General features: G+C 70.2%; 14 protein-coding genes. 11 read left to right on the forward strand and 3 right to left on the reverse strand.

Features of this window, described 5'->3' with window-relative positions; all coding sequences use genetic code 11:
• Positions 1–100 precede the first annotated feature (100 nt).
• Entirely contained in the window at positions 101–1510 is a 1410-nt protein-coding gene (locus OG595_RS06060) for a glycoside hydrolase family 16 protein (RefSeq protein ID WP_329268646.1), read from the forward strand.
• A 66-nt stretch (positions 1511–1576) separates the two neighbouring features.
• Here OG595_RS06060 and OG595_RS06065 read toward each other — a convergent pair whose 3' ends face one another.
• A complete protein-coding gene (locus OG595_RS06065; protein ID WP_329268648.1) occupies positions 1577–2488 on the reverse strand; it encodes a helix-turn-helix domain-containing protein in 912 nt (303 codons plus the stop codon).
• Positions 2489–2633: 145 nt separating this feature from the next.
• Between OG595_RS06065 and tkt the strand changes: the two genes are divergently transcribed.
• The 8 genes from tkt to OG595_RS06105 all read left to right on the forward strand — a co-directional run bounded on the left by tkt (position 2634) and on the right by OG595_RS06105 (position 13091).
• On the forward strand, positions 2634–4709 hold the full coding sequence (gene tkt, locus OG595_RS06070; protein ID WP_329268650.1) for a transketolase: 2076 nt from the start codon (positions 2634–2636) through the stop codon (positions 4707–4709).
• Between the two features lie 19 nt (positions 4710–4728).
• A complete protein-coding gene (gene tal / locus OG595_RS06075; RefSeq protein WP_329268652.1) occupies positions 4729–5883 on the forward strand; it encodes a transaldolase in 1155 nt (384 codons plus the stop codon).
• Positions 5880–7451: a glucose-6-phosphate dehydrogenase gene (gene zwf / locus OG595_RS06080; RefSeq protein WP_329268654.1), complete on the forward strand. Its 1572-nt coding sequence runs from the start codon at positions 5880–5882 to the stop codon at positions 7449–7451. The genes tal and zwf overlap by 4 nt, the downstream gene beginning before the upstream one ends.
• On the forward strand, positions 7448–8383 hold the full coding sequence (opcA, locus tag OG595_RS06085; RefSeq protein ID WP_329268657.1) for a glucose-6-phosphate dehydrogenase assembly protein OpcA: 936 nt from the start codon (positions 7448–7450) through the stop codon (positions 8381–8383). Before zwf ends, opcA begins: the two co-directional genes overlap by 4 nt.
• Positions 8376–10034, forward strand: coding sequence for a glucose-6-phosphate isomerase (pgi, locus tag OG595_RS06090; protein ID WP_329268660.1), 1659 nt, complete (start codon positions 8376–8378; stop codon positions 10032–10034). The genes opcA and pgi overlap by 8 nt, the downstream gene beginning before the upstream one ends.
• 1 nt (position 10035) lies before the next feature.
• Entirely contained in the window at positions 10036–10914 is an 879-nt protein-coding gene (gene gnd / locus OG595_RS06095) for a phosphogluconate dehydrogenase (NAD(+)-dependent, decarboxylating) (protein ID WP_329268662.1), read from the forward strand.
• Positions 10915–10920: 6 nt separating this feature from the next.
• Entirely contained in the window at positions 10921–11520 is a 600-nt protein-coding gene (locus OG595_RS06100; RefSeq protein WP_329268664.1) for a histidine phosphatase family protein, read from the forward strand.
• A gap of 101 nt (positions 11521–11621) precedes the next feature.
• On the forward strand, positions 11622–13091 hold the full coding sequence (locus OG595_RS06105) for a membrane-associated oxidoreductase (protein WP_329268667.1): 1470 nt from the start codon (positions 11622–11624) through the stop codon (positions 13089–13091).
• Positions 13092–13114: 23 nt separating this feature from the next.
• On the opposite strand, the gene OG595_RS06110 is transcribed toward OG595_RS06105, so the two are convergent.
• Complete coding sequence (locus OG595_RS06110) at positions 13115–14926, reverse strand: bifunctional sugar phosphate isomerase/epimerase/4-hydroxyphenylpyruvate dioxygenase family protein (RefSeq protein ID WP_329268670.1); 1812 nt, start codon at positions 14924–14926, stop codon at positions 13115–13117.
• A 27-nt stretch (positions 14927–14953) separates the two neighbouring features.
• Positions 14954–15838: a shikimate dehydrogenase gene (locus OG595_RS06115; protein ID WP_329268672.1), complete on the reverse strand. Its 885-nt coding sequence runs from the start codon at positions 15836–15838 to the stop codon at positions 14954–14956.
• Positions 15839–15957: 119 nt separating this feature from the next.
• On the opposite strand from OG595_RS06115, the gene OG595_RS06120 reads away from it, so the two are divergent.
• A complete protein-coding gene (locus OG595_RS06120; protein ID WP_329268676.1) occupies positions 15958–16620 on the forward strand; it encodes a TetR family transcriptional regulator in 663 nt (220 codons plus the stop codon).
• A gap of 254 nt (positions 16621–16874) precedes the next feature.
• The gene (locus OG595_RS06125) at positions 16875–18248 is read left to right on the forward strand and encodes an MFS transporter (protein ID WP_329268678.1); all 1374 of its coding nucleotides are present in this window, start codon (positions 16875–16877) and stop codon (positions 18246–18248) included.
• The last annotated feature ends 118 nt before the right edge of the window (positions 18249–18366 follow it).

Below are 18366 nucleotides of genomic sequence, written 5' to 3' on the forward strand. Positions count from 1 at the left end.
ACCGGGAGCACATTGGGCCCACTTTGAGAGCGCTCTCAAGCCAAGTCGAGCGCTTTCGAAGACACCCGCGCACCCCCACCCCGTACCCGAAGAGGCACCCATGAGGGACACTTCAGGCACTTCACCCACTTCAGGCCCATCGGTCGGACGCGGCCCCCTCCGTCGCGTGCTCGTCGCCGTCGGCGCCGTCCTCAGCCTCGCGGCAGCCGCCGTGACCGTGGCCCAGGCGGACGCGCCGACGCCGCCGACCGGCTGGACGCAGGTCTTCCTCGACGACTTCAACGGCACCGCAGGAACCGGCGTCTCCACCACCAACTGGCAGTACGCGACCGGGACCTCGTATCCCGGCGGCCCCGCCAACTGGGGCACGGGCGAGATCGAGACGATGACGAACAGCACGAACAACGTCTCGCTCGACGGCAGCGGCAACCTCCGGATCACCCCGGTGCGGGACTCCGCCGGCAACTGGACCTCGGGCCGCATCGAGACCAACCGCACCGACTTCCAGCCCCCGGCGGGCGGCAAACTGGCCGTCCAAGCGCGCCTCCAGGTGCCGAACGTCACCGGCGCGTCCGCCCTCGGCTACTGGCCCGCGTTCTGGATGCTCGGGGCGCCCTACCGGGGCAACTACCAGAACTGGCCGAGCGTCGGCGAGCTGGACATCATGGAGAACACCCAGGGTCTCAACACCATCTGGGGCACCATGCACTGCGGCACCAGCCCGGGCGGCCCCTGCAACGAGACGACCGGCATCGGCGGCACCACCAGCTGCGCCGGCACCACCTGTCAGGCCGGCTTCCACACCTACCGCATGGAGTGGGACCGTTCGGTGAGCCCGGAGGCGATCCGCTTCTACGTCGACGGCACCAACTACCACACGGTGACCGCGAACCAGGTCGACGCGACGACCTGGGCCAACGCCACGAACCACGGCTTCTTCATCATCCTGAACGTGGCGATGGGCGGCGCCTTCCCGGCGGCGTTCGGCGGCGGCCCGGACGCGAACACGGTCTCCGGACGCCCGATGGTCGTCGACTACGTGCAGGTCCTCCAGTCGACCACCGGCGGCAGCACGACCACACCCCCGCCGACCGGGACCCGGGACGCGTACAGCGCCATCCAGGCCGAGTCCTACAACAGCCAGTCGGGCACCAGCACGGAGACCACCACCGACACCGGCGGCGGGCAGAACATCGGCTCGCTCGCCAACGGCGACTGGGCGCTCTACCAGGGCGTCAACTTCGGTTCCACGGCGGCCACCCAGTTCGTCGCCAGGGTCGCGAGCGGCGCGAACTCGGGCGTGAGCGGACTGGTCGAGGTACGCCTCGACAGCCGTACGAGCACACCGGTCGGGAGCTTCTCGATCGCCAACACGGGAGGCTGGCAGAGCTGGCGGACCGTTCCGGCGAACATCAGTTCCGTCACCGGCACGCATGACGTCTATCTGACCTTCACCAGCGGCCAGGCGCAGGACTTCGTGAACGTGAACTGGTTCAACTTCGGCCACTGAACAGGTGGTTGCACCGCGCTGACGAAGGGGCGGGCCCGACGGCCCGCCCCTTCCCGCGTTCCCGATTCAGCGAGGTCCGGCTGAACTCAGCTCCGCCCGGAACGCCACCGGCGTGGTCCCCGTGTGCAGCTGGAAGAACTTGGAGAAGTTCGCCGCGTCGGGAAAGCCGACGGCCGCGCCCACTCGCCCGATCGGCAGGGACGTGTGCGCCAGCAGCCGCTTGGCCTCCAGGACCACCCGCCGGTCGATGAAGCCCTTGGGCGTCCGACCGGTCGCCGCGCGCACCGCGCGGACAAGGGTGCGCCGGGAGTAGCCGAGGGCGTCGGCGTACGCGCTGACGCTGTGGTTGGTGGCGAAGCCCTTCTCCACCGCGTCCCTGAAGAGGGTGAACGTGGTGTCGGTCCGGCCTCCCGCCGCCTCCGCCGAACTCGTCGCGAGGTGGGACAGGCGCAGCAGGAACGCGGTGAGGGAGTGGCGCAGTACCGAGGTGTGCAGGCCGATCGGGAGGGTGGCGGTGTCCTCGTACTCGCGGCCCAGCTGGGCCAGGGCCGCCCGCAGACCGGCGAGTCGGGGTGCGTCCGGGCGCAGCAGCGGGGGCAGGTCGTAGCGGTACAGGCCGGTCGCCTCGACCGTGGTCCGGGGCAGGAAGCCGGGTTGCATGGTGAGGACGGTGCCGCGGTACCGGGTGGTGCGGGAGAAGCGGTGGACCTGACCCGGGCGGATCCACAGCAGGTCGCCCGCTGTCGCCTCGTATTCGGCGAAGTCGACCATGTGGGTGACCGGGCCGTCGTCGAACAGCATCACGATGTGGAAGTCGATCCGGTGGACGCGTTCCAGCGGCGCGTCCTCGTGCCAGGTGCGGTCGGGTGACATCGGGCCGACCTGCATACCCACGCCCAGGACGCTCAGATCGACCGGAAAGGGGAACGTCCTGATGCCGTCCCCGTCCTGGGCGTCTTGGATGGTTCTGTCCGCCATGTCCTTCTCTTGCCGTGTCGGCCTCAGTGCCCGTGTCCCACTTTCACCAAAGGGTGACACACAGGCACCTGGCCCCGTAAAAGTCAGACTTTTAAGTTTGAACGCGTCCGAGCAGCCATCCACCTCTATCGAGGACTTCTTGAAGATGAGTACGCAGACATCCGACAGCCTCCAGTGGACCGATCTCGACCGGCGTGCCGTCGACACGGCCCGTGTACTCGCGGCCGATGCCGTGCAGAAGGTCGGCAACGGCCACCCCGGTACCGCGATGAGCCTGGCCCCCGCCGCGTACACGATCTTTCAGAAGGTGATGCGACACGACCCGGCGGACCCCGAGTGGACGGGCCGTGACCGCTTCGTCCTCTCCCCCGGACACACCTCGCTGACCCTCTACACCCAGCTGTTCCTGTCCGGGTACGAGCTGGAGCTGGACGACCTCAAGGCGTTCCGGACGCACGGCTCGAAGACACCCGGTCACCCCGAGTACGGCCACACGGCAGGCGTCGAGACGACGACCGGCCCGCTCGGCCAGGGTGTCGCCAACGCGGTCGGCATGGCGATGGCCGCCCGTTACGAGCGCGGCCTCTTCGACCCCGAGGCGCCGGAGGGCGAGTCGCCCTTCGACCACACCGTCTGGGCGATCGTCTCCGACGGCGACCTGGAGGAGGGCATCTCCGCCGAGGCCTCCTCGCTGGCCGGCCACCAGAAGCTCGGCAACCTCGTCTTCGTCTACGACGACAACCACATCTCCATCGAGGGCGACACGGCGACGGCGTTCTCCGAGGACGTGCTGAAGCGGTACGAGGCGTACGGCTGGCACGTGCAGCGGATCGAGCCCGAACCCGGCGGCGACATCGACGTGCGCGCGCTGTACACGGCGCTCAGGGAGGCGCGGGCCGAGACCGCGCGCCCCTCGATCATCGCCATGCGCACGATCATCGCCTGGCCCGCCCCGAACGCCCAGAACACCGAGGCCGCCCACGGCTCGGCCCTCGGCGACGACGAGGTGGCGGCCACCAAGCGCCTCCTCGGCTTCGACCCCGAGCGGACCTTCGAGGTCGCCGACGAGGTCCTCGCCCACGCACGCCAGGCCCTCGACCGGGGCGCCGAGGCGCACGCCGCCTGGGACAAACGGGTCGCCGAGTGGCGCACCGCGCAGCCCGGACGGGCGAAGCTGTTCGACCGGGTCGTGGCAGGCCGGCTGCCCGAGGGCTGGGAGGACGCGCTGCCGGTGTTCGAGGAGGGCGCGTCCGTCGCCACCCGCGCGGCCTCCGGCAAGGTGCTCCAGGCCCTGGGTCCGGTCCTGCCCGAGCTGTGGGGCGGCTCGGCGGACCTGGCCGGCTCGAACAACACGACGATCGACAAGACGTCCTCCTTCCTCCCGGCCGACAACCCGCTGCCGGAGGCGGACCCGTACGGCCGCACGATCCACTTCGGCATCCGCGAGCACTCGATGGCCGCCGAGATGAACGGCATCGCCCTGCACGGCAACACCCGCGTCTACGGCGGTACCTTCCTCGTCTTCTCCGACTACATGCGCAATGCCGTAAGGCTGTCCGCGCTGATGCAGCTGCCCGTGACGTACGTCTGGACGCACGACTCCATCGGCCTCGGCGAGGACGGCCCGACGCACCAGCCGGTCGAACACCTGGCCTCCCTGCGCGCGATCCCGGGCCTGAACATCGTGCGCCCCGCCGACGCCAACGAGACGTCCGTGGCCTGGGCCGAGATCCTCCGGCGGCACGCCACCGACCCGGCCCCGCACGGCCTCGCGCTCACCCGGCAGGGTGTACCGACGTACGCCAGGAACGAGGATGCCGCGAAGGGCGGTTACGTCCTGCGGGAGGCCTCGACCGGCATCCCGGACGTCGTCCTGATCGCCACCGGTTCCGAGGTCCAGCTCGCCGTCGCCGCGCGTGAGGCGCTGGAGGCCGAGGGTGTGGGTACGCGGGTGGTGTCGATGCCGTCCGTGGAGTGGTTCGAGGAGCAGTCGGCCGAGTACCGCGCGAGTGTCCTTCCGCCGTCCGTGAAGGCGCGCGTGGCGGTCGAGGCGGGCATCGGTCTGACCTGGTACCGCTACGTCGGTGACGCCGGACGCATCGTCTCCCTCGAACACTTCGGCGCCTCCGCCGACGCGAAGACGCTGTTCGCCGAGTACGGCTTCACCGCCGAGAACGTCGCCCGGGCCGCCCGGGAATCTCTTTCCGCCGCCCGTGGTTGATCCGCACGCCAGAAGGAAGATGATCACAGTGACCACCGAAACAACCCCCATCGCGGGAACACCCGCGCTCAAGCGCCTCTCCGACGAGGACGTCTCGATCTGGCTGGACGACCTCTCCCGGGGACGCATCGCCTCCGGCAACCTCGCCGCGCTCATCGACACCCACCACGTGGTCGGCGTGACCACCAACCCGTCGATCTTCCAGGCCGCCATCGGCTCCGGCGAGGGCTACGAGGAGCAGCTCGCCGACCTGGCCGTGCGCGGCGTCACGGTCGACGAGGCCGTACGCATGATGACCACCGCCGACGTAAGGGCCGCCGCCGACGTCCTGCGCCCGGTGTACGACGCCACGGGCGGCCGGGACGGCCGGGTCTCGATCGAGGTCGACCCGCGGCTCGCCCACGAGACCGCGGCGACGATCGCCGAGGCCAAGCAGCTGGCCTGGCTGGTCGACCGGCCCAACGTGATGATCAAGATCCCGGCGACGAAGGCGGGCCTGCCCGCGATCACCGAGGTCATCGGCCTCGGGATCAGCGTCAACGTCACGCTGATCTTCTCCCTGGAGCGCTACCGCGAGGTCATGGCCGCCTATCTGGCCGGCCTGGAGAAGGCGCAGGCCGCGGGCATCGACCTGTCGACGATCCACTCCGTGGCCTCCTTCTTCGTCTCCCGTGTCGACTCCGAGATCGACAAGCGCCTGACGGTGCTCGGCACGGCCGAGGCCCTCGCCCTCAAGGGCAGGGCGGCGCTGGCCAACGCGCGGCTCGCGTACGAGGCGTACGAGGAGGTCTTCGGGGGTGACCGCTGGACCGCCCTGGGCGGCGCCCACGCCAACCGGCAGCGCCCGTTGTGGGCCTCGACCGGCGTCAAGGATCCCGCGTACAAGGACACCCTGTACGTCGACGAGCTGGTCGCACCCGGCACCGTCAACACCATGCCGGAGGCCACCCTCAACGCGACCGCCGACCACGGCGACATCCACGGCGACGCGGTGAGCGGCGGCTACGCCCAGGCCCGCGCCGATCTCGCGGCCGTCGAAGGGCTCGGGATCTCGTACGACGAGGTCGTGAAGCTGCTGGAGGACGAAGGCGTCGCGAAGTTCGAGATCGCCTGGAACGACCTGCTGGACGCCGTCAAGAAGTCGCTGGACAGCAAGGGAGTTGACGGGGAATGAGCGACGAACCGACCCTGCCGGAGCCGGCGGCAGCCATCGCCGAGGGTGACTGGGACAACCCGCTGCGCGATCCCGGCGACCGTCGTCTCCCCCTGATCGCGGGCCCGTCCGGGCTGGTCATCTTCGGGGTGACCGGCGACCTGTCCCGCAAGAAGCTGATGCCGGCCGTCTACGACCTGGCCAACCGGGGCCTGCTCCCGCCCGGCTTCTCGCTCGTCGGCTTCGCCCGCCGGGACTGGGAGGACGAGGACTTCGCGCAGATCGTCCACGACTCGGTGCGCGACCACGCCCGTACGGAGTTCCGCGAGGAGGTCTGGCAGCAGCTCGCCGAGGGCATGCGGTTCATTCCCGGCGACTTCGACGACGACGCGGCGTTCAAGCAGCTGCGCGCGGCCGTCGAGGAGCTGGACGCGTCCCGGGGTACGAGTGGCAACTACGCCTTCTATCTCTCCGTACCGCCGAAGTTCTTCCCGAAGGTCGTCCAGCAGCTGAAGAAGCACGGGCTGGCGAACGCGCCGGAGGGTTCCTGGCGGCGCGGGGTGATCGAGAAGCCGTTCGGGCACGACCTGAAGAGCGCGCGTGAGCTGAACCGGGTCCTGCACGACGTGTTCGACCCGGAGCAGGTCTTCCGGATCGACCACTACCTCGGCAAGGAGACCGTCCAGAACATCCTGGCGCTGCGCTTCGCCAACCAGATGTACGAGCCCGTCTGGAACCGGTCGTACGTCGACCACGTCCAGATCACTATGGCCGAGGACATCGGCATCGGCGGCCGGGCCGGCTACTACGACGGCATCGGGTCCGCCCGTGACGTGATCCAGAACCACCTTCTCCAGCTGATGGCCCTGACGGCCATGGAGGAGCCGATCGCCTTCGACGCCGAGTCGCTGCTGACCGAGAAGCTCAAGGTCCTGAAGTCGGTGAAGCTGCCGGAGGACCTGGGCCTGCACACCGTGCGCGGGCAGTACGCGGCGGGCTGGCAGGGCGGCGAGCAGGTGTCCGGCTACCTCGAAGAGGACGGCATCGACCCACAGTCCAGCACGGACACGTACGCGGCGGTCAAGCTGGAGGTCGACAACCGCCGCTGGGCGGGCGTCCCCTTCTACCTGCGGACCGGCAAGCGGCTCGGGCGGCGCGTCACGGAGATCGCGGTCGTCTTCCAGCGCGCCCCGCACTCCCCGTTCGACTCGACGGCCACCGAGGAACTCGGCGCCAACGCGATCGTCATCCGCGTCCAGCCCGACGAGGGCATGACCGTGCGCTTCGGTTCCAAGGTCCCGGGTACCTCGATGGAGATCAGGGACGTCACGATGGACTTCGCCTACGGCGAGTCCTTCACGGAGTCCAGCCCGGAGGCGTACGAACGGCTCATCCTGGACGTCCTGCTCGGCGACGCCAATTTGTTCCCCCGTCACCAGGAAGTGGAAGAGTCCTGGAAGATCCTCGACCCGATCGAGGAGTACTGGGGCACGCACGGCAGGCCCGCGCAGTACTCCTCGGGCAGTTGGGGCCCGGAGGAAGCCGACGAGATGCTCGCACGAGACGGACGGAGCTGGCGCAGGCCATGAAAATCGACCTCACCGACACCACGGCAAGCAAGATCAACAAAGCACTGGTGAAGGGGCGGCGCGCCATCGGCACCCCTGCCGTGGGCATGGTCCTGACGATGGTGATCGTCACGGACGAGGAGAACGCCTACGACTCGATCAAGGCGGCCGAGGAGGCCTCGCACGAGCACCCCTCGCGCACCCTGGTCGTCATCAAGCGGCACGCCCGCAGCCCGCGCGACCGCACCAACTCCCACCTCGACGCCGAGGTACGGGTGGGCGCCGACGCCGGCACCGGCGAGACGGTCATCCTGCGGACGTACGGCGAGGTGTCCGACCACGCCGACTCCGTCGTCCTGCCGCTGCTGCTGCCGGACGCGCCGGTCGTCGTCTGGTGGCCGGTGAACGCTCCCGAGGTGCCCGCAAAGGACCCGCTGGGCGCGCTGGCCCAGCGCCGGATCACCGACATGTACGCGGTCGAGCAGCCGCTCGTCGCCCTGGAGGCGCGGGTCCGGTCCTACGCGCCCGGCGACACCGACCTGGCGTGGACGCGTCTCACCCCGTGGCGCTCGATGCTGGCAGCGGCCCTCGACCAGGCCCGCACGAAGATCATCTCGGCGGCCGTCGAGAGCGAGGCCGAGAACCCGAGCGCCGAACTGCTGGCCCGCTGGCTCAGCGCCCGCCTGTCGGTGCCGGTGGACCGTGTCGTCACGGCGGGGCCGGTCGTCACGGCCGTCCGGCTCGGCACCGACAAGGGCGAGATCGTCATCGACCGCCCCGAGGGCCCGCTCGCCACACTCACCCTGCCGGGCCAGCCCTCCCGCACCCTCGCGCTGAAGGTGCGGCCCACCTCCGAACTCATCGCCGAGGAACTGCGGCGCCTCGACGCCGACGAGATGTACGCGGTCGCTCTGCGGGGCGACGGCACCAAGGAGACCCCCCGTCATGTCTGACTCCCCCACGCTCACCCGGCGCCCGGAATGGTCCGCGCTGGAGGGCCACCGCGCCGATGCGTTCCTCCAACCGCGACTGCGCGAGCTGTTCGCCGCCGATCCCGGACGCGCGGAGCGGTACGTCGTGCGGGTGGGCGACCTGCACATCGACTACTCCAAGCACCTGATCACGGACGAGACCCTCGCCCTCCTCCAGGAACTCGCCGCCGCCACCGGTGTGTTCGGGTTGCGGGACGCCATGTTCCGGGGCGACCGGATCAACATCACCGAGGACCGTGCGGTGCTGCACACCGCGTTGCGGGCGCCGCGTGACGCGGTGATCGAGGTCGGCGGGGAGAACGTCGTCCCGGCCGTGCACGCCGTCCTGGACCGGATGGCCGGCTTCGCGGACAAGGTCCGCTCGGGTGAGTGGACCGGCTACACCGGCAGGCGCATCAGGAATGTCGTCAACATCGGCATCGGCGGCTCGGACCTCGGCCCGGCGATGGCCTACGAGGCGCTGCGGGCGTTCACCGCACGGGAGTTGACGTTCCGGTTCGTGTCGAACGTCGACGGCGCCGATCTCCACGAGGCGGTCCGGGACCTCGACCCGGCGGAGACCCTGTTCATCGTCGCGTCGAAGACGTTCACCACCATCGAGACGATCACGAACGCCACCTCGGCGCGTTCCTGGCTCCTCGCGGGGCTGGGCGACGACAAGGCGGTCGCCAGGCACTTCGTGGCGCTGTCGACGAACTCCGGGAAGGTGTCGGACTTCGGCATCGACACGGACAACATGTTCGAGTTCTGGGACTGGGTCGGCGGACGCTACTCCTACGACTCGGCGATCGGCCTGTCGCTGATGATCGCGATCGGCCCCGACCGGTTCCGGGAGATGCTCGACGGGTTCGCACTGGTCGACGAACACTTCCGCACGGCTCCGGCGGAGGCCAACGCACCTCTGCTGCTGGGCCTGTTGGGCATCTGGTACGGCAACTTCTTCGACGCCCAGTCGCATGCCGTCCTGCCCTACAGCCACTACCTCTCCAAGTTCACGGCCTACCTGCAGCAGCTGGACATGGAGTCCAACGGCAAGTCGGTCGACCGCGACGGGCTGCCGGTGGAGTGGGAGACGGGGCCGGTGGTGTGGGGCACGCCCGGGACGAACGGTCAGCACGCCTACTACCAGTTGATCCACCAGGGGACGAAGGTGATCCCGGCGGACTTCATCGGGTTCGCCCAGCCGGTCGCGGAACTGAGTGACGAACTCAAGGCGCAGCATGACCTGTTGATGGCCAACTTCTTCGCGCAGACACAGGCCCTGGCGTTCGGCAAGACACCGGACGAGGTACGGGCGGAGGGAGTGCCGGAGGAACTGGTCGCCCACAAGACGTTCCAGGGCAACCACCCGACGACGACTGTGCTGGCGCGGGAGCTGACTCCGTCCGTGCTGGGCCAGTTGATCGCGCTCTACGAGCACAAGGTGTTCGTGCAGGGGGCCGTGTGGAACATCGACTCGTTCGACCAGTGGGGCGTCGAGCTGGGCAAGGTCCTCGCCAGGCGCATCGAGCCCGCGCTCACCGAGGGGGCCGACGTGCCCGGCCTCGACTCCTCCACCGCCGCCCTCGTGGCCACGTACCGCACTCTTCGTGACGCTCAGGAAGTGAACTGACATGCAGATTGGTCTGATCGGTCTCGGCAAGATGGGCGGCAACATGCGCGAGCGCATCCGCCTCGCCGGCCACACCGTCATCGGCTACGACCGCAACCCCGAGGTCTCCGACGTGAGCAGCCTCGCCGAACTGGTCGAGAAGCTCGAAGCGCCGCGTGTGGTGTGGGTGATGGTCCCGGCCGGTGCCGCCACCCAGTCCGTCGTCGACGAACTCGGCGGGCTCCTGGAGTCCGGTGACACGGTCGTCGACGGCGGCAACTCCCGCTGGACGGACGACGAGAAGCACGCGGAGGAGCTGGGCACCAAGGGCATCGGCTTCGTCGACGCCGGCGTCTCCGGCGGTGTGTGGGGTCTCCAGAACGGCTACGCCCTGATGGTCGGCGGCGACAAGGAGCACGTCGAGCGGCTCCACCCGATCTTCGAGGCGCTCAAGCCCGAGGGCCCCTACGGCTATGTCCACGCGGGCAAGGTGGGTGCCGGGCACTTCTCGAAGATGGTCCACAACGGCATCGAGTACGCGATGATGCAGGCCTACGCCGAGGGCTGGGAGCTGCTGGAGAAGGTCGACTCCGTCACGGACGTGCGCGAGGTCTTCCGGTCCTGGCAGGAGGGCACCGTCATCCGGTCCTGGCTGCTCGACCTGGCGGTCAACGCCCTCGACGAGGACGAGCACCTGGAGCGGCTGCGCGGTTTCGCGCAGGACTCCGGCGAGGGCCGGTGGACGGTCGAGGCGGCCGTCGACAACTCCGTGCCGCTGCCCGCGATCACCGCGTCGCTGTTCGCGCGGTTCGCGTCCCGGCAGGACGACTCCCCGCAGATGAAGATGATCGCGGCGCTGCGCAACCAGTTCGGCGGTCACGCCGTCGAGCCCAAGGAGTAGAAAGCCGTGGGTGACCTTCTTCTGGTCCGCCACGGCGAGACGGAGTGGAGCGCGTCGGGACAGCACACCAGCTGGACCGACCTGCCCCTCACCCCGCACGGTGAGGAGCAGGCGCGGTCCCTCGCTCCGCTCCTCGCCGAACGGACCTTCGCACGCGTGGTGACCAGCCCTCTCACCCGTGCGGTCCGCACCGCCGAACTCGCGGGCCTGTCCGGCGCGTCGACCGATCCGGACCTGCACGAGTGGGAGTACGGCGGGTACGAGGGTGTGACCACCGCCGAGATCCACCGCACACGGCCCGGCTGGTACCTGTTCACGGACGGGGTGGCGCCCGGCCCGGCCGGGCACCCGGGTGAGTCGCCCGAGGAGGTCGGCCGGCGCGCGGACCGCGCCCTGGCCCACATCAAGGACGCGCTCGCGGAGGGTGACGTGATCCTGGTGGCGCACGGGCACTTCCTGCGCGTGCTGACGGCCCGTTACCTCGGGCTGCCGCCGGCCGACGGACGGCTGTTCCAGCTCGCCACGGGCACGGTCAGCAGGCTCTCCACAGAGCACGACCGCCCGGTGATCGTCGAGTGGAACTCTCGCTGGAAAGCGGCGAGTTGAGTCACCCGTCGGCGACGGGTGACTGAAGTGGCGGTCGGGCCCGGGGCTTTGTCCCCGGGCCCGATTGACATGTGTGTCCGGGGCGCGTCAGAGTCGCCCCGATGGAGATCAATGATCTGACTGCGGCCGAGGAGCGAGTGCGGCGCGCCTTCCCCAGGGGCGAGACCGTGGACTTCCGCGAGGGCGACGCCGGTGCCGACAACCCGGACATCGGCCCCGACTGGGGAGCGGAGCGGACGATACGCGCCTCCGTGCTGCGGGCCCTGCTGCTCGACACCGCGCACGAGGACGGCGAGATCCCCAGGCTCCGCCTGTCGGGTGCCCGCATCACGGGGCAACTGAAGCTCGCGTACGCGGTGGTGGACCACCCGCTCCATCTGCGGCACTGCCACTTCGACGAGTCGCCCGACCTCTACGGCACCCGGCTGCGCCAGCTGAATCTGCGCGGCTCGGTGCTCCCCTCGATCAACCTCGCGAGTACGCGGATCGACGGTCCACTGCGCATGACCGACTGCCGGGTGCGGGGAACGGTGTGGCTGGCCGGCGCGGAGATAGCGGGCGCGCTCTTCATGGACGGAGCCGAAGTCACCACGTCCGACCCGTCCGTGCCCGTGCTCCAGCTCCATCAGGCCGTGCTCGGCGACGGCTTCGCGGCACCCGGACTGCGGGTGCGGGGCGAGGTGCGGCTCGACGGTGCCACGGTGGGCGGGTCGATCGGCCTGGACGACGCCGAGCTGAGCAACCCCGGCGGCCATGCCATGTGCGCGCGGTCCCTCGAAGTGCGGGCCGACGTAAGAGCGCGGAACCTGCGTACCCAGGGTGGCATCGACCTGCGCGGCTCCCGTATCGCGGGCTCTCTCGACTTCACCCGGGCACGCTTGTCCAACCCCGGCGGTACGGCCCTGCGGGCCAGCAGTTGCACCATCGGCGAGCTGTGGCTGTACCGGTGCGCGCCGATCGAGGGCCGGCTGCATCTGCGCCGGTCCCGGATCGACGTACTCGGCTTCGAACCGGAGGTCGCGCCGGGTGAGGTGCTCTTCAACAACCTCACCTACACGGTGCTCAACCCGCACGAGCCCGCCGAGCGCCGCCTGCCCCTGCTGGAACGCGACGGTGACGGCTATGTCCCGTACGCCTACGAGCAGTTGGCCGCCGCCTACCGGCATGTCGGTGACGAGGGCGCGGCCCGCCGGGTCCAGCTCGCCAAGCAGCGCCGGCACCGGGCCACCCTGCCCTGGCCGGGCCGGGTGTGGGGCCACCTCCAGGACACCACCGTCGGCTACGGCTACCGTCCGCTGCGCGCCGCCGTCTGGCTGTTGTCGCTGCTGGCGGCCGGTTCGATCGCGTACACCCTGCACCACCCCCTCCCGCTCAAGGCGGACGAGGCACCGGAGTTCAACCCGGTCTTCTTCACCCTGGACCTGCTCCTCCCGGTGATCTCCTTCGGCCAGGAGGGGGTCTTCGCGCCCACGGGCGCGTACCAGTTCCTGTCGTACGTCCTCATCCTGACCGGCTGGATCCTGGCGACGACCGTCATCGCCGGGGTGAGCAGGAGCGTCAGCCGGCAGTGAGCCGGTGGGCCCGGCACCTCGTCTCAGCGGAGCGGGCGTCCCGTGTGCTGGGCGGCGAGGCGTACCGGTGCGTTCTGGGCGCCGTAGCCCTGGTAGCCGCGGTCGCGCTGGACGAGCTCGAAGAAGACGCGGCCCACGGTCCGCGTGTAGCAGTGCCTGAACTCGCCCTGCGCGTCACGGTCGTAGAGGATGCCGAGCTCGCGGTACGTGGCCAACTCGCCCTCGGTGAGCTCGTACCGGGCCGCGAGGTCGTCGTAGTGGTTCGCGGGTATCGGCAGCAGGCTGCCGCCGGACGCTCGGAAGCGCCGGGCGGCGGCGACCACGTCGTCGGTGGCGAGCGCGATGTGCTGGGCACGGGACTCGTCCTCGGCGGGCGCGGGGCCGACGGCGAGCGCGATGCGTACGCTGCCACCGGAGTTGGTGACGGCCCGGCTACGGAAGAGCCCGTACGGGTCGGCGACGTCCACGCTCTCCTGGCCGTGCAGCCCGAGCACGCTGCGGTGGAAGAGGGCGGCCTCGTCGAAGTGGTGCCAGGGCTGGGTGAGGGCCAGGTGGTCGATGCGGTCGACCCCGCCCTGGGCGTCCCCGGCGGTCCGGGCGGTCCCGGTGTGCTGAACGGGTTCGAAGTCGGCGCGCCAGTTGGGGAGTTCGGGGCGGTCCGTGGCGCAGAAGAAGAGTTCCGTGCCGTCGGGGGCGGCGACCGCGTCGAGCGGGGCGTCCTCCGGGGCGCGGCGGCGGGGCAGGACCGGCGCCAGGAGAGCCTCGGCACGGTGGGCGGCGCCCGCCGGGTCCGGGGACTCCAGGCCGACGGCGGCGACCGAGGTGCCGTCACGGCGCGCGGCCGGTCCGGTGTTGACGAGGACACGGGCCTCGCCGCACTCCCAGAGGTCGACCGGCTTGCTGCGGTGGCGTGCCGTACGGGCCAGGCCGAGGGCGCCGAGGATCGCCACGACCGGTTCGGCGTCGGGGGTGACGAGTTCGGCGAAGGCGATACCGGTGGGGACGACGGGTTCGGGCAGCCGGGCGAGGCCGATGCTCTCCTGGAGGACGAGGAGGGAGCGCCGGGCGTCCACGGCGGTCGGTCCGGCCTCGGCCTGCCGGAAGACGTCGTTGAAGACTTCGAGGGAGAGCGGACCGTCGTATCCGGCTCGTACGACGTGCTGGAGGAGGCCCGCGATGTCGAAGCCGCCCTGCCCGGGGAAGCAGCGGTAGTGACGGCTCCACTGGAGCACGTCCATGGCGAGCAGCGGGGCGTCGGCCAACTGGAGGAAGAAGATCTTCTCCCCGGGGATGTCCTCGATGCCCTTCGGGTCCGAGTCCCGGGAGAGGATGTGGAAGCTGTCGAGACAGGTGCCGAGGGCGGGATGCCCGGCCGTCTCGACGATGCGCCAGGCGTGGTCGTACGTGCTGACGTGCCGCCCCCACGCGAGTGCCTCGTAGGCGACGCGGACGCCGAAGTCCTGTGCCAGATCGGCCAGTCGGCTCAGCTGGTCGGCGGCCAGCGCGTCGTCGTCGAGGGCGAGCGGCGAGACGCTGGAACAGACGAGGACGGTGTCGGTGCCGAGCCGCCGCATCAGCTCGAACTTGTGCCGGGCGCGGCGCAGGTTGCGGGCGAACTCGTCTGCGGGCACGGCCTCGATGTCACGCATCGGCTGGTAGAGGTCGATGCCGAGACCGAGGTCGGCGCAGCGGGCGCGGATCTCCTCGGGTGTGAGGGGGCTGGCGAGAAGGTCGTTCTCGAAGATCTCGACTCCGTCGAAACCGGCCCGGGAGGCCGCCGTGAGCTTCTCGGTCAGGGAGCCGCTGAGCGACACGGTGGCGATGGACGTACGCACGTCGGTACCTCTGCCTTCTCTTCGCTGCTACTTGGGTGCCGGGAGCGCGCCCGCGAGCTCGGCGATGTCGGCGAGCATGCTCGCGGTGTCGGGTTCCCGGCCGGTGAAGAGCCGGAACGCGTCCGCGGCCTGGAAGACAGCCATGCCGCCGCCGTCCAGGGCGGCGCAGCCGATCGCCCTGGCCGTGCGCAACAGCTCGGTCTCCAGCGGGCGGTAGACCACCTCGGCGACCCAGAGGCCGGGGTGCAGCAGCTCGGCGGGCAAGGGCAGGCCGGGATGGGCGGCCATACCGGTGGGTGTCGCGTGCACCAGACCGTCGGCGCCGGCGGCCCGGCCGATCAGCGCCGCCAGCCGGTCGGGCGTCGCGGCGGTCGCCCGGCCGGCGCCGAAGTGGCGGTTGAGGGACGCGGCGAGGTCCGCGGCCCGGTCGGGCAGCGCGTCGACGACGGTGACCCGGCCCGCGCCGAGGGTGAGCGTGGCGTGGGCGACGGCCGCACCGGCGCCACCGGCCCCGAGCTGCACGACCCGTTCCAGCGGGGCGTCGGGCAGACCGCGCGCGAAGGACGCGGCGAAGCCGGTCACGTCCGTGTTGTGGCCGACCGCGCGGCCGTCCTCGAAGACCACGGTGTTGACGGCGCCGAGCGCCTCGGCCTGTGGATCGAGACCGTCGAGGTGTTCGATGACGAGCTGCTTGCACGGGTGGGTGATGTTGAGCCCGTCGAATCCGAGGTCACGGGCGGCCCGTACGAGATCGCCCACCGCGTGCGCCGAGACGCCCAGCGTGTCGATGTCGATCAGCCGGTACAGATAGCGCAGCCCCTGCCGGCCGGCCTCCCGCTCGTGCAGCGCGGGGCTCAGCGACGGGCCGATGCCGGAGCCGATGAGCCCGACGAGAAACGAGTCCTTGGCCACGACCGACCTCCACTAATGTACGAACTAGTACGTTAGCTATATCAGCAACACGGGTCACGGGGAAGCCCTCACGAGTCCTTCTAGAATCACGGGACTGGCCCCTCGCCCGAAGGAACCCGATGACCAGCGTCGAAGAACCGGCACACACAGGCGGGCGCATCCGCGACGCCGCCCGGACCAGGGCCGAGATCCTCGACGTGGCCACCAAGGAGTTCGCCCGGGCCGGCCTGGCGGGCGCCCGGGTGGACGAGATCGCCGCGCTCACCCGCACCACCAAGCGGATGATCTACTACTACTTCGGCGGCAAGGAGCAGCTGTTCACGGCCGTCCTGGAGCGGGCGTACTCCGTGATCCGGCAGGCCGAACAGGACCTCGACGTAGAGCATCTGGACCCGGTCGCGGCCATCCGGCGCCTCGCGGAGCTCACCTTCGACCACCACGAGGCGCACCCCGACTTCATCCGCCTGGTGAGCATCGAGAACATCCACGAGGCCGAGCACATCGCCGCCTCCGAGCAGCTCGGGAGGATCGGCTCGCCCGCGCTGGAGGTGATCCACCGGATCCTGGAGTCGGGCCGCAAGTCGGGCCTGTTCACCGCCGACGTCGACGCCGTGGACCTGCACGCCATGATCAGTTCCTTCTGCTTCTTCCGGGTGGCCAACCGGCACACCTTCGGCGCGCTGTTCGGCCGCGACCTGACGGCCCCGGACCAGCGGGAGCACTACCGGGCGATGCTCGGCGACATGGTCATCGCCTACCTGACGGCGGACCGCACGGCCTGACGAGGGGACCGCGGGGCCGGCGAAGGGACTGCCGGAGCCGGCGCGAGCCGACGAGGGGCAAGATCCTCCGCCGCGACCTCTTGACACCCGGGAAACGTGGGCGCAACATCCGTAGCCAACCGCTCCTAACTATCCAGTGGGTTAATTAACCGGGTAGCTCCCGGCACGGCCGTCCCGTCACCCCAGGGATCCGGCACCTCTCCCTCCCCTCCGCTCACTCCACGTACGCTGGAGTTCCCCCGAAGGAGCACGCCGTGGCGGATTCCGTCGCACCCCACGACCCCGCAGCACCCCTGGGCGATCCACCCGAGGGCCAGCCGAAGAAGGCCGCCACGGCCGCCTGGATCGGCAGCGCCCTGGAGTACTACGACTTCTTCATCTACGGCAGCGCCGCCGCCCTGATCTTCCCGAAGGTCTTCTTCGACGAGTCCGACCCGGCCACCGCGACCCTCCTGTCGCTGGCCACCTTCGGTGTCGCGTACGCCGCCCGCCCGGTCGGCGCGCTCTTCCTGGGCCACTTCGGCGACCGGCTCGGCCGCAAGAAGATCATGGTCTTCACGCTCATCCTGATGGGCCTGTCGACGTTCCTCATCGGCTGTCTGCCCACCCGCGACCAGGTCGGCACCCTCGCCCCGGTCCTGCTCGTGCTCTGCCGCGTCCTCCAGGGCATCTCGGCCGCCGGTGAGCAGGCGAGCGCCAACTCCATGACGCTCGAACACGCACCGCCGGACCGGCGCGGCTTCTTCACCAGTTTCACCCTGAGCGGCACCCAGGGCGGCCAGCTCCTCGCCACGCTGGTCTTCATCCCGATCGCCGCGATGCCCGAGGACCAACTCCTGTCCTGGGGCTGGCGCATCCCCTTCTGGCTGAGCATCGCGGTCGCCGTCGTCGGCTACGTCATCCGCCGCAAGCTGGAGGAGACCCCGGCCTTCGCCCGGCAGGCAGCCGCCGAGGGCGTGGTGAAGCTGCCGCTGCTGATCCTGCTGCGCGAGCACTGGGCGGACGTACTGCGGGTGATCGCGGGCGCACTGGTCGCCTCCGTCTCCACGATCTTCACGGTCTGGGCGCTGGCGTACGCGACCAGCGACTCGGTCGGCATGAACCGCTCGTCGATGCTGTGGGTGGCCGCGCTCGCCAACCTGGTCGCGCTGGCCGCGATTCCGTTCTGGGCCACACTGTCCGACCGCATCGGCCGCCGCCCGGTGTTCCTGGCCGGTGCCGCCGGCAGCGGGGTCATGATGTTCGTCTACCTGTGGGCGATCTCCACGGGCTCGTACCCGCTGATCCTGGTCCTCGGCATCGTCACCTTCGGCGTGGTCTACAGCGCCGCGAACGGCATCTGGCCCTCCTTCTACGGCGAGATGTTCACGACCCGGGTACGTCTGTCGGGCATGGCGATCGGCACGCAGATCGGTTTCGCCGTCGCCGGTTTCGCGGTGACCTTCGCCGCGGAGATCGCCGGTCCGGACGGGGACGACTGGTTCTCCGTCGCCCTGTTCACATCGGCCCTGTGCATCCCGCCGGTGCTGGCCGCGATCACGGCACGCGAGACGCACCGGGTGCCGACGGAGCGGCTCGGTGAGCGTGGCGTCGAGAACGTGGCGAAGCGCGAGGCCGTGTCGGCCTGACCTTGCCCCTCTCAAGTCCCCGGCAGCAATGCGCTGTTCGGGGACATGGGCATTCCCGGAAAGGTGGGTCCCGCTGTTTCTCAGGGGCGTCCGGTGCGCACGGATCCGCCCTTGACCA

Source organism: Streptomyces sp. NBC_01451 (assembly GCF_036227485.1).
Classification (GTDB): Bacteria; Actinomycetota; Actinomycetes; order Streptomycetales; family Streptomycetaceae; genus Streptomyces.